This window comes from Sedimentibacter sp. LTW-03 (assembly GCF_052059825.1).
In the GTDB taxonomy this organism is placed as follows: domain Bacteria; phylum Bacillota; class Clostridia; order Tissierellales; family Sedimentibacteraceae; genus Sedimentibacter.
The window spans coordinates 2689534-2702495 of the sequence record NZ_CP197180.1 but is presented as its reverse complement, the minus strand read 5'-3'; the positions used below and the strand labels follow the sequence as shown (position 1 = coordinate 2702495).

Below are 12962 nucleotides of genomic sequence, written 5' to 3'. Positions count from 1 at the left end.
GAAAAAATAATGTATTTTTAGAAATGTCTCTCAATGAGACATTTTTTTATTTAACTAAATTTGATTATTTGGAATAAAAAAGCCTAAAAATGCAAATATTACTAATATTGTAGAACAAGCATAGGAGGGGTTATGTACTTTATCAACGATATTAAAATGTTGATTAATACTGACACCATAACGGTGTTTTTGATAATCAGTTTTATTTTGATATTTAGAACTGCCAAGGAATTGAAGCGGAAAAAATTTCACAGAGATTATAAAATTGTTAAAACAACTGGAATAGTTTATGGACTGCTGGCACTGGCGGCTGTAATTGCAATTAATATATAGGAGTTTTAAATGGGCGAAAAACAAAACTTAGAGAATATTAATATAGAAAAAGATTTAAATAAAAATGAGAAGGAATTAAAAAAAATATTTAAGGATGCTAATGACATCATTTTCAGAAAGATTGATGCCGGTCAAAACAAAAAAACTAAGATGCTCTTGGTTTATATTGACGGAATGACCACAAAGGAAGCAATCAGTGAATTTGCTGTTCAAATGCTCATGAAGGACATGGATTTGCAAAGTTTGGAAAAAAGTGATTCTGAGCTGCAGAACGCAATTGCCAATACCAATATAGCGGTAACAGAGATACAAGCTCTTCAAACTATTCAGGAATGCATTGACAAGGTGCTTTCCGGAGAGACGGTTCTTTTAATAGACGGATGCTCAAAAGGTATAATGCTCTCATCCAGAGGTTGGCCAATGAGAGGCGTGCAGGAGCCCTCGGCGGAGACTCTTATAAGAGGTGCCAGAGACGGTTTCAATGAAACCATGAAGGTAAACATTACACTTATAAGAAGAAGAATAAGAGATCCAAAGCTAAAAGTAAAATACATGCAGGTGGGAAGCAGATCTAAAACAGACATTGCAATTATATATATAGAGGATATTGTAAATAAAACAGTCTTGGAAACAGTGGAGAAAAGAATAAAAAATATAGATATAGAAGCTGTGCTGGAAAGTTCTTATATTGAGGAAATGATAGAGGATGATATATATTCTCCGTTTCCTCAAATTGAAAACACCGAGAGGCCTGATGCTGCTGCATCGGCAATTTTAGAGGGGAGAGTCGTGATAACTGTGGATAATACTCCATCTGTTCTCATTGCTCCCGCAATATTTGTATCGTTCATGCAGTCCTCAGAGGATTACTATGAAAGGTGGATGCCGTCGTGTGTAACCAGAATGATACGATATTTGGCGTTGCCAATAGTTATGCTCCTTCCGGCTCTTTATGTGGCAGTAACCCAGTTCCATCCTAATCTTCTGCCAACACAGCTGGCACTTTATGTTGCGGCCTCCAGGGCAAATGTTCCTTTTCCTCCTTATTTTGAGGCGCTTTTAATGGAGCTGGTAATGGAGCTGGTCAGAGAGGCTTCTTTAAGAATTACAAGTCCTGTTGGATCAACAATAGGTCTTGTGGGAGGTATCGTAATAGGTCAGGCATCTGTGGCGGCCGGGCTTATAACTCCTTTGGCCGTAATCATTGTGGCATTGACCGCTATTTCGGCCTTTGCGATACCAAGTTACAATTTCAGCACGTCATTGAGAATGATTCGTTTTGGTTTTATAGTTCTTGCATCAATATTCGGATTGTTTGGCATATCACTGGGGCTTTGTCTTTTGATAATTCACCTCTGCACTCTTAAGAGCTGCGGAGTGCCGTACATGACTCCTTTAGCTAGTTTTGTTGATAACAGAAAAGACTTGAGGGATACAATTATAAGACCGAGAATCAAGAAAATGGTTCACAAACCAAAATATCTTCAATTTGAAAAAGAGAAAGGAAAATAGATGTTCGATCAGGATATTACTCCATATCAAAATATATCAATTTTAATATTAGTATCATTTGTTTCTCAATCTATTTTGATGCCGCTGTTACTGTCTGAGATAGACGGTCCTGTTGGGTGGATGTCGATTATAGCGGCGGGATTTCTCATATATATTACAATGAAACCCATAAACAGGCTGATGATAAAGTACAAGGAAGATACAATAATAAGTATATCCCACAAGGTATTTCCAAAATTCCTGGCAAAACTCACAGGTGTATACTACATACTTATGTTTCTTACTGCAAACAGCATATTGCTGAAAGATTTCGCGGAGCAGATAAAGCTTATGATGCTTTTCAACACACCTATAAGCATAATAATAATATCTCTCTTGCTTATTGCCAGTTACGCGACAAAAAAAGGAATACAGTCAATTGCAAATTTGGCTAATATAGCGGTGTTGATTGCCTTGATACCTTATATACTGATAATAATATTTTCAACATATTACGCTGATTACACAAATGTGTTTCCCATTTTTCCGGCAGACGTGAAAGGAATAGTTAAGTCAGTTCCCGCAGCGATGCTGGGATTTTTCGGATTTTCCGTACTTTTGTTTTCTAACAGCAGGGTGTCAATTAAAGAAAAAAATATGAAGGTAAATAAAAGATTTATCGTAATAAGTGCCGTACTTTATGCCGCATGCTACCTGCTTATAGTAGTAAAATTCGGAATGAAGGAAGCTGTAAACATGGTATGGCCATTTATTTCCGTAATGAAATTTGTTAATATACCGGGATTTTTCTTTGAAAGTACTGAAATCGTAGGATTATGCTTCCAAATAATAGTTACATTTACAAGCATATGCATTATTGCATATTTTACAAATCTTGCTATGCAGGAAACTTTTAAGACCAGAGAAGACGGATATTTTATTTACATCCAGATACCCATTTTGTATACCATGGCTGCAGCTCTGCCCGGCATGTACATGATGTTTCCGTACATACAGTGGCCGTTAATAGTGCTGAGCGGACTGAATTTTTTCATACCGCTTATCGTTGTATGGATGGACAGAAGGAAGCAGAAGCATAGAACAGAAAACATATAATATTATGATTTTACGTGATTATAGCGAAGGGGTTTAAATGAAACAAATAAAAATAATAATTTTAATGCTGCTGACATCATTAGTTTTAACAGGTTGCTGGGACAGCTTTGAAATCAACAAAAGGGAATACTTATTTGCTGTGGGAATTGATAAAAATCCTAAGAACCTGACTTTTACGTCTGAAATTCCAAAAATAAATGAAGGCAGCGAGGAACAGAGAATTGTTTATTCAAAGGAAAGCACAAATTTTGCGAATTTTTACAGCACCAGCTATCTCCATTCTGAAAAGGCCATTTCTGACAGGTTAATGCAGGTAATAATACTGGGAGAAGATGTGGCCAGAGATCCGGAGTCATTTAAAAAAATATTTGACGAAATCCAGCGGTCTCCTCAAATGAACAGAAGAGTTAAAATATGCATTGCCAAAGGAAAGGCTCAGGACATCATAAACATGGAAATACCGACCAATCCCATTGTGGGCAGATTTTTGAGCGATATGTTAGTTAAACTTAAAAGAGAAAGCTACCAGGATGTTTATACCTTTGATGAGGCAATACTCCACTTGGGGCAGACGGGAAACGTTATGGTGCCGGTTGTGGAAGTAAACGATAAAAGCTTGAAAGTGGAAAGGGCGGCCGTTGTTAAGGAATACGAACTGGTGGGTTTTTTGGAACCGGAGGAAGTTGAAATCATTATGGTTTTATTAAATCCCGACAGAGCCAATATCAGCAATTTCAATATATCTGTTGATGATACAACCGTAGGGCTGGGTGCCGTTGATGTGAGCATGACGGAAGATATAAATTTAAAAAATAATAAATTAAGCGTTGATTATTATATTACGCTATATTGTTACATAGATTCGTTTATCGTAGGTAATGACAAGTTGCAGGATAAAAATTTTATGGATAAAATCAAGACTGAGTCTGCAAGAATGATATCAGATGTGGCTTCAAATACAGTCGATAAGCTTCAGCATTACTACAGATCAGATCTTATCAGAATAAAAGATAAATTATACAAGTATCACAAATCCGAGTTCGACAAAATCGAAGACAAATATGATGAAGTTTTTGAGGCAGCGGACATAAATGTACATTTGAGTGTAGATATAAAAAGCACCGGATTGGTTAAATAAAGGGAGGGCGTATGAGCTATTATAAAAAAATTTTAATTTCGGTAATATTTGTTGCCGTTGCCGTTGCCGTTTCATATACGGTAGATGCATACACAGGAATGGCAAAAATAAATGACAAAGTTATACGGTTACATGTTATTGCAAATTCAAACACTGTTTATGACCAACAGTTAAAATACAAGGTCAGAAATCATGTGATTAGTAAGTTTGACAGTGAATTTGAAAACATAACGTCTAAAGATGACAGCGAAGATTTAGTTATAGAAAAGATAAATGAAATAAGAAAAGAAGCAGAGGAAATAATTTCAGAGGAAGGATATGATTATGAAATAAATGTATATTACGGGAATTTTAAGTTTCCACGGAAAATATACGAGGACATAGTTCTTCCGGAAGGCTATTATGATGCCGTAAGAATAGAAATAGGCAGGGCAGAAGGCAACAATTGGTGGTGCGTGATGTTCCCTCCTCTGTGTTTTGTGGATTTCGGACAGGACAAAAATGCAGAGCCGGTATTTGATATAGAAACAGAAAAAAAGCTCCAGGAAGTTTTGACTCAGGAAGAAATTGAGGCTATAAAAACAAAAAGAGGCATAAAAGATATTAAGTTTAAATCAAAGATATATGAATTTATAGAAAAAGGAAAAGTAGAACATACAGGTTTAGAGCCAAGCCAGACACCTAGTGTATATGCCCGTTCATTGGCTAAATAAAATCCCTCATTGTTTCAAAAATCTGCCCCCGTCGTTTTTTTCGGCGGGGGCAGATTTTTTAGCCTGGTATTTCAAGCTTTTTAATTTTATATTGAAGTGTCTGCCTCGGAACATTTATAAGTTTTGCAGCTTTTGTGATGTTGTAATCCGTTTGCTCTAAGGCAGATTTTATAATATCGCGCTCGACTTTTTCTACGGCCGCATTCAAGTGTTGCAGCGCGCCGATGTTTTGTAAATTGTTATTCCTCCTGCTGTAGTTTTTAAACTGGAAAGGAAGGTGTTCTTCTCTTATAAGCTCTCCGTCATACAGCGAAACGGCACTTTCAATTGCGTGTTCCAATTCCCTGACGTTTCCCGGCCAGCTGTATTCCGTAAATATATCAAGCACTTCTTTAGAAACGCCGCTGAAAAACTTATTGCATCGTTCGTCGTATTTTTTTATAAAATGATCCACAAGAAGAGGTATGTCGTCTATCCTCTTTGACAAATCAGGAATAACGAGAGTTATTACGTTCAATCTGAAAAACAAGTCCTGTCTCAGTTGCTTAGTTTCTACAACTAAGTTAATATCTGTATTTATAGCTGATATAATTCTTACATCAACATCTATTGTGGTAGCTGAGCCTACTCTTCTGACCCTTCCGTCCTGCAGAACCCTCAAAAGCTTGGTCTGAAGCTCCAGGGGCATGGAATTTATTTCATCCAGGAACAAGGTTCCGCCATCGGCAAGCTCAAATAAACCCGGTCTGTTTTCTGCTCCTGTAAAACTACCCTTAACAGAGCCAAACAATATGCTTTCAAGCAGGTTAGAAGGCAGAGCCGCACAGTTCTGCGCTATGAAGGGCTTGTGCTTTCTGTTGCTGGAATTGTGTATGGACTGTACAAAAAGTTCCTTACCTGTTCCTGTACTCCCTGCTATCATAACAGGTGAATCAGACATGGCCGCTTTTATTCCAAGTGATTTAAGCTTAAGCATCTCTTTGTTCTGTCCTATGATGTCAAGAAAATTAAACTTTGCAACAGGTTTTGACGGCTTGTCGTGCCCTCTGTCGTTCCTTTCATACAGTTCTTTTTGCAGGTTTACTATTTTTTCCGACAATTCTCTGACCTTAGTTATATTTCTGGAAACTTCAAGAGCTCCAAGTACCTTGTTGTTATAATAAATGGGGATTGTTGAATTCAATGTTGATATTTTATCACCTTTATAATTTATAAAGTTCTGTTCAACATTATAAATCGGCTTGCCTGTTCGTAAAACTTTTAACAGAGTGCTTGTCTCAAAGGTAAGAGAAGGATACACCTCAAGAATATGTCTTCCTATTGCTTTATCCACATCGATTTCATCAAGCTGCTTTGCGGATGAATTGTAATAAGCAATTTTACCGTAGGCGTCAACTACATGAATTCCATCATTTATTAAATCTATTGCGTGAATGAGTGCATCAAAATATTTTATATCCATAAATCTCCTTCTGCGCCGAAAAATCAGCGCCACATGCCGAAAAACAGGCGGTAAGTCCTGTTTTTTCTTATCAAACAGGTTAAGATTGCCTAAAAAATATCAATAGCTAATTTGTTATAGCTTTTTTCACTTCCGGCAAAAACAACTTGGTATTCTATCTTGACAGTTCCATTTCCCACCTCATCCAAATTATTCTCATATATCATGGTGTTGAAGTCCAGGTCGAAATTACCGTAAGGTGTTGAATAAATATTACTGTAGCTTTGATTTTCTTCAAATTCCATTCTTGAAGATATATCTCCAACTTTGGTCAGTATTAATTTATCTTTGTATATCTTCAACCTTGTTTTAGAAGAAGTGTTTTCGGTTATGTCACTTTCATCATAATTTATAACTATGCAATCTTCATGAAAAAGTCTTTCGGCCTCGGTAACAAGCTCCATAACTTCTTCGTTTCCGGCTTTGTCTATTGTCTGGGCTGTAGTAATTTTTATTTTGGCATTATTCATTCTGTACCTCCTTTTTAAAGGTTATCTATTGCGATTTCGTAAAGATTATCAATTTCCTTCTTTAGAAAATTGCCTCCTATTCTTCTTAGGCGTTCAGGTGCATCGCTGGCGTAATATTCGTATCTGGCTTTATCGTAATTTTCGTTAAGCATGTTTTCATCTGTAAGCAGTTTTTTCAAATCTCTTGCGGTTTCAAATGCGGGATTGACAAGCTTAACATCAGGACCAACCACTTTTTTGATTGTGTGCCTTAAAATAGGATAATGGGTGCATCCCAGCACCAAAGTGTCCACATCGTGTTCAATCAATTCATCAAGATATTTTTCCGCAGTCAAAAATGCTACGTTTGAGTATTCCCAGCCTTCCTCAACTATGGGAACAAACAGCGGGCACGGAATCCCAATCACTTCTGCATCGTGGAGATACTCCATAATTTTTGCCTGGTAAGCATTAGAATTTATTGTTGCAATTGTACCTATTACACCTATTCTTCCGTTCTCTGTAGCGGCAGCCGCACTTTTTGCTCCGGGATTAATCACACCTATTATGGGAAGATCAAAATTGTTCTGCACGTGCTCAAGAGCTATTGAGCTTGCTGTGTTGCATGCAATTACAATGGTTTTAACATCCTTGCTCTTTAAGAAGGATGAGCATTGGTTAGCATATTTTTTTATGGTTTGCTCAGATTTTGAACCGTATGGAATTCTTGCGGTATCTCCCAAATATATGATGTTTTCGTAAGGAAGTTGCTCCATTACTTCTCTCATTACAGTGAGTCCGCCTACTCCTGAATCAAAGATTCCGATTGGTCTGTTATCCATATATACCTCTTCATTCTTTATGAAAATTTATTAATATTTAATTAATATGTGAATAATCAATAATTATGTTGTATAATGGCATTATAACAAAATATGTTTCACAGAGCAATATTAAAAGCTGAATTTTCGGCACTTAGGGTTAAAATGTCATTATGGGAACGATACAAACGTTGAAAAACAGGGATTTTTGTTTTTTGAAGAAATTGGCACGGTACTTGCACTATATGTGTGTGAATACCCATATCTAACCCAAACCCAATAAAAAATTTGCAATTATTTTAGGAGGCACTATGATCAAAAAAGGAAACCCATACGGAACACACAGAGTAATTGAGCCAAAAGGAGTATTGCCGCAGCCGGCAGTTAAAATCGATAACACAATGGAGATATACGACAACGAGATTTTGATAAACGTTCAAACTTTGAATGTAGACTCGGCAAGTTTCACTCAAATAAGCGACCAGGCAGGCGGAGACGTAGAAAAAATTAAAGAAATAATGAAGGGAATCGTAGCAGAAAGAGGAAAGCATCAAAACCCTGTAACAGGATCAGGCGGAATGCTCATCGGAACTGTAGAGCAAGTAGGACCTGCATTGGAAGGAAAGACTGATCTTAAAGTGGGAGATAAGATTGCTACGCTGGTTTCATTATCATTGACACCTTTGGTTATAGAAGAAATACTTACTGTAAGAAAAGATATTGATCAGGTGGACATTAAAGGAAAGGCTATTTTATTTGAAAGCGGAATATATGCGAAACTTCCTTCAGACATACCTGAAAATCTTGCATTGTCTGTATTGGACGTAGCAGGAGCTCCTGCGCAAACTGTTAAGCTGGTAAAAGAAGGAGATACAGTGTTGGTTCTTGGAGGATCAGGAAAATCCGGACTTCTCTGCCTGTACGAAGCAAAGAAAAAAGCAGGTGCAAGCGGAAAAGTTATATGCTGGGCTCACAGACAAAGCACTCTTGAAACAGTTAAAAAACTCGGTCTTGCTGACGTGTGCATAGCTGGTGATGCTACAAATGCAATCGAAGTGTACGACAAAGTAATGGAAGCAACAGACGGTAAACTGTGCGACCTGGTAATAAGCTGCGTATCAAGACCTAACTGCGAAATGTCGGCAATCCTTGCGACAAAAGATGAAGGTACCGTATATTACTTCAGCATGGCTACAAGCTTTACAAAAGCAGCATTAGGAGCTGAGGGCGTGGGTAAAGATGTAAATATGATTATCGGTAACGGATATACAAAAGGACATGCGGATACGGCTCTGCAGATAATGAGAGAAAGCAAAGGGTTAAGAGAGCTGTATACAGAGCTGTATGCTTAATCAGGCATCTGAGTTTAAATACTAATTGAGTTTTTTCAATTAGTATTTTACCTATTAATTTAATTTATAAATGGAGGTATTATAGTGGGTTATTATAATGAAATCGAACTCTGGAAGGACGTAAAGCCTGAAGAGTGGGACGACTGGAAATGGCAGGTTGAAAACAGAATTGATTCAGTTGATAAACTTAAGAAAATAATTAATATAACTGAACAGGAAGCAGAAGATATATCAAAGGTTTTGGAAAAATTCAGAATGGGCATCACTCCGTACTATGCTGCTCATATGGATAAGGATGATCCCAGAGATCCAATCAGAATGCAGGCAGTTCCGACAATTGTCGAGACACATGTAAGTTCTGCTGATATGCTTGATCCTCTTCACGAGGATACGGACTCACCGGCTCCGGGGCTTACTCACAGATATCCGGACAGGGTTTTATTTCTTATAACAGATCAATGTTCAATGTACTGCAGACATTGTACAAGAAGAAGATTTGCAGGGCAATGCGACGATGAGGTTTCAATGGAAAATGTCGATAAGTGCATCGACTATGTAAGAAATCATCCCGAGGTAAGAGACGTACTGCTGTCAGGGGGAGACTGTCTGCTGGTTTCAGATGAAAAATTAGAATATATCATAAAGAAATTAAGAGAGATACCTCATGTTGAAATAGTTCGTCTCGGCTCAAGAACACCTGTTGTATTGCCGCAGAGAATAACAGACGATCTGGTTAACATGCTTAAAAAATACCACCCAATTTGGCTGAATACTCATTTCAACCATCCGAACGAATTTACTCCGGAATCAATGGAGGCATTGAGAAAATTGGCGGATGCAGGTATACCTCTTGGAAATCAGTCAGTTCTTTTAAGAGGAGTTAACGACTGTCCGCATATTATGAGAGACCTTGTTCATAAGCTTGTTATGAACAGAGTAAGACCTTACTACATTTATCAGTGCGATCTTTCATTGGGCATTGAACATTTCAGAACACCTGTTGCAAAAGGAATTGAAATTATTGAAAGTTTGAGAGGACATACTTCAGGATACGCCGTTCCTACATTTGTTGTTGATGCACCGGGAGGCGGCGGAAAGATTCCTGTAATGCCTAACTATGTTCTTTCGCAGTCTGCTGACAGGATCATTCTGAGGAATTATGAGGGAGTTATTACAACATATACAGAACCGCATCTTCCGGATATGGAATGTACATGTGATGTATGTCAAGGCAAAAAAGAGGATACATTAACAGGAGTAGCCGGACTGCTGCAGGGAAGCGACTTGGCATTGGAGCCTACTAAACTGGCAAGAAGAGACAGAGTACACAAATAACAATAAAGAATAAACCGGTCGTTCTGATAGCAAATAATAACTGCAATCAGAATGACCGAAACGTAATTTGCTAATTATAGATATTAAGAGGGCAGCTATGGGATTAATTGAAAGTATTAAGAAAAATAAATACAAAACAGTATCCATAGTCGGTCTTGCGAAAAACGCGGGAAAGACTGTGGCTCTCAATTATCTCATAGGTGAGGCAGAAAATTTAAGATTGAATATAGGAATTACCTCTGCGGGCAGGGACGGAGAAAATTTAGATTTGGTTACACAGACACAAAAACCGTCCATATTTGTAACAGAGGGCATGTATGTTGCTACGGCAAAAAAAACATTTATGCTTTCGGATGCAAAGGCAGAAATTCTGGAAACCACAGGAATTTCTACACCTATGGGAGAGGTTATAATCGTCAGGATAAGGCAGAGCGGCAATATGCAGATTGCCGGGCCTGTAAGCGTGACGGACATGAAGTACGTGTCGGGACGTCTGAAGCACTACGGGGCAAAAGTTGTTTTTATCGATGGAGCAATCGACAGAAAGGCAGCTTCCTCGCCTGTGATATCGGATGCATGCATCATTGCCACTGGAGCGGTGCTTAGCAGGGACATAAAAAAGGTCGCCGAAAAAACAGCTCATGCGGTAGAGTGCATGCTTCTGAAGCAGACGGACGATGGTATCAGGAAAATTATATTCAGGAAAAAATCAACATGCATAATTCAAAACACCGGCGATGTAATTGTGCCCGACATTAAAACCAGCATAACCGGAGGCAAGAAAATAAACGATCTGGTGGATGAAAAAACGACACATGTCTTTATAAAGGGAGCGGTAACCACTTCATTGTTAAGAGACATAGGCGAAAATAAATATTTAAGAGGTATTAAAATAGTAATTGAAGACGGAACAAAGGTGTTTACAGACATAAATGTGTGGAACGAGCTGAAAAGAAAAGGATTGAAGGCTGAAACTCTTAATACAATAAATGTTATTGCGGTTACCCTGAATCCTGTATCTCCGGTAGGATACTTTTTTGACAGTGTGATATTTAAGTCGGAAATGGAAAAATATCTGCCGGAAGTTAAAATAATTGATGTGGTAGCGGGCGGTGATTTAGAGTGACCAGTTTTATGACAGAAAACACAATTAAAAATATAGATATGAACTATATCTTTAATGAGGTTAGGCCTATAACCGAATATGGTATCAAAAAAAAGCGGGAAGCAAAGCCTTTTAGGAAAGGTCAAGAGGCAGACCTTAAAAAAGAGTTCAATAAAATCAGGGCATTTATTGAAAGCCCTAGAAGGCGTGATATCATTGATGTGCTCAAACATATAAAAAACATATATGAAACATTGGAGCGAACGAAGCATAATCAGGTATTAGATGAAGTTGAATTGTTTGAAATAAAAAATTTCCAAATTCAAACGGAAAAAATGGAGAAATATTTAAAAACATTATCCATTGACGATTTAAAATTAACGCCCATACCGCAGCTTTACAAGCTTTTAGATCCTGCCAATGAAAGAATGAACACATTTTATATTTATGATGATTATTCTGAAAAACTAAAATCTATAAGAGATGAAAAAAAGGCTGCTGAAAAAAATATTGGAGTGCTTAAAAAAGCAATAAAGGAAGAAGTAGAAAAAAAATACGGCATAAAGCTAAACCTCAAGGATGAAATAACCATAAGCAAATCGGAACAGGAAAAGGCAGAAGAGTTTTCAAATGATGCTAATTTAAGAATATGCGGAGAAAATTACTTAAATATTATTTTTAAAATTAAAAACAATTCAGAAATAGACGAGCTTGAGAAGAGGATGGAAATTTTGAAGAATGAAGAAGATGATGAAGAGTTCAAAGTTCGTCAAAAAATTTCCAAGGAAATAAAAGGATATTATGACTTAATAATGAGCAACATTAATATCATAGGAGAAACGGACTATCTCATAGCAAGAGCAAATTTTGCTCAGAAAACAAGGTCTGTTGAACCTGAAATTGTTCATGAGCTTGAAATAACAATTAAATCTGGCAGAAACCTGAAACTTGAAAAATCATTGAAGGAAAAGCGTAAGGAGTATATGCCCATAGATGTGAGTTTAAGGAAAAATGTCGCCTGTATAACCGGCGCAAACATGGGAGGAAAGACTGTAAGTCTTAGGATGATAGGACAGATTGCTGCATTAGCCGGGTATGGAATGTTTGTACCTTGCGAGTATGCCAAACTTTGTCTTTTTGACCATATATTCATATCTGTAGGTGATGATCAGTCCATTGAAAAAGGCTTGAGTACATTTGGTGCGGAAATTGTTAATTTAAAGGAAGCGCTGGAATACTCGGCGGAAAGGTGCCTGATTCTCATAGATGAGCTGGCCGGAGGCACAAATCCCAAAGAAGGATATGCTATTACAAAGGCTGTTGTTAAGTATCTGAAAAGTAAAAGCTGCATAACAGTGTTGACAACCCATTACGACAATGTGGCTAATGATGAAGATGTGCAGAATCTCCAGGTTGCGGGATTAACTCTTCCTGACAGCGATGATTTGTTCAAAATAAACAATATAGAGCAGATTTCAAAATATATGGATTACAGACTAATTGAGGTCAAATATAAAAATGATATACCTAAGGATGCCATTAAGATAGCTAGAATGGCAGGCATACCTGAAGAAGTGATAAATGATGCAGAAAATTATTTATAGTGAT

General features: G+C 37.4%; 12 protein-coding genes. 9 read left to right on the top strand and 3 right to left on the bottom strand.

Features of this window, described 5'->3' with window-relative positions; all coding sequences use genetic code 11:
• Window positions 1–132: 132 nt before the first annotated feature.
• Genes ACS3UD_RS13190 through spoIIR form a run of 5 tightly spaced genes read left to right on the top strand, consistent with a single transcriptional unit; the run spans window position 133 to window position 4791 of the window.
• The gene (locus ACS3UD_RS13190) at window positions 133–333 is read left to right on the top strand and encodes a CLC_0170 family protein (protein WP_308139169.1); all 201 of its coding nucleotides are present in this window, start codon (window positions 133–135) and stop codon (window positions 331–333) included.
• Window positions 334–342: 9 nt separating this feature from the next.
• On the top strand, window positions 343–1845 hold the full coding sequence (locus tag ACS3UD_RS13185; RefSeq protein ID WP_308139170.1) for a spore germination protein: 1503 nt from the start codon (window positions 343–345) through the stop codon (window positions 1843–1845).
• On the top strand, window positions 1846–2940 hold the full coding sequence (locus ACS3UD_RS13180; protein WP_308139171.1) for an endospore germination permease: 1095 nt from the start codon (window positions 1846–1848) through the stop codon (window positions 2938–2940).
• A 37-nt stretch (window positions 2941–2977) separates the two neighbouring features.
• The gene (locus ACS3UD_RS13175) at window positions 2978–4078 is read left to right on the top strand and encodes a Ger(x)C family spore germination protein (protein WP_308139172.1); all 1101 of its coding nucleotides are present in this window, start codon (window positions 2978–2980) and stop codon (window positions 4076–4078) included.
• An 11-nt stretch (window positions 4079–4089) separates the two neighbouring features.
• On the top strand, window positions 4090–4791 hold the full coding sequence (gene spoIIR, locus ACS3UD_RS13170; RefSeq protein WP_308139173.1) for a stage II sporulation protein R: 702 nt from the start codon (window positions 4090–4092) through the stop codon (window positions 4789–4791).
• Between the two features lie 58 nt (window positions 4792–4849).
• Here the strand turns inward: spoIIR and ACS3UD_RS13165 are convergent, their stop codons facing one another.
• The 3 genes from ACS3UD_RS13165 to murI form a co-directional block, all read right to left on the bottom strand.
• Window positions 4850–6253, bottom strand: a complete 1404-nt coding sequence (locus ACS3UD_RS13165) for a sigma-54 interaction domain-containing protein (protein ID WP_308139174.1) — start codon at window positions 6251–6253, stop codon at window positions 4850–4852.
• 89 nt (window positions 6254–6342) lie between these two features.
• On the bottom strand, window positions 6343–6762 hold the full coding sequence (locus ACS3UD_RS13160; protein ID WP_308139175.1) for a DUF1934 domain-containing protein: 420 nt from the start codon (window positions 6760–6762) through the stop codon (window positions 6343–6345).
• Between the two features lie 14 nt (window positions 6763–6776).
• Window positions 6777–7583: a glutamate racemase gene (gene murI / locus ACS3UD_RS13155; protein WP_308139176.1), complete on the bottom strand. Its 807-nt coding sequence runs from the start codon at window positions 7581–7583 to the stop codon at window positions 6777–6779.
• Between the two features lie 290 nt (window positions 7584–7873).
• Between murI and ACS3UD_RS13150 the strand changes: the two genes are divergently transcribed.
• The 4 genes from ACS3UD_RS13150 to ACS3UD_RS13135 all read left to right on the top strand — a co-directional run bounded on the left by ACS3UD_RS13150 (window position 7874) and on the right by ACS3UD_RS13135 (window position 12958).
• Window positions 7874–8914, top strand: coding sequence for a zinc-binding dehydrogenase (locus ACS3UD_RS13150; protein WP_308139177.1), 1041 nt, complete (start codon window positions 7874–7876; stop codon window positions 8912–8914).
• 84 nt (window positions 8915–8998) lie between these two features.
• Entirely contained in the window at window positions 8999–10249 is a 1251-nt protein-coding gene (ablA, locus tag ACS3UD_RS13145) for a lysine 2,3-aminomutase (RefSeq protein ID WP_308139178.1), read from the top strand.
• A 97-nt stretch (window positions 10250–10346) separates the two neighbouring features.
• Window positions 10347–11375, top strand: a complete 1029-nt coding sequence (locus tag ACS3UD_RS13140) for a hypothetical protein (protein ID WP_308139179.1) — start codon at window positions 10347–10349, stop codon at window positions 11373–11375.
• Window positions 11372–12958: a MutS-related protein gene (locus tag ACS3UD_RS13135; protein WP_440977631.1), complete on the top strand. Its 1587-nt coding sequence runs from the start codon at window positions 11372–11374 to the stop codon at window positions 12956–12958. Before ACS3UD_RS13140 ends, ACS3UD_RS13135 begins: the two co-directional genes overlap by 4 nt.
• Window positions 12959–12962: the final 4 nt, after the last annotated feature.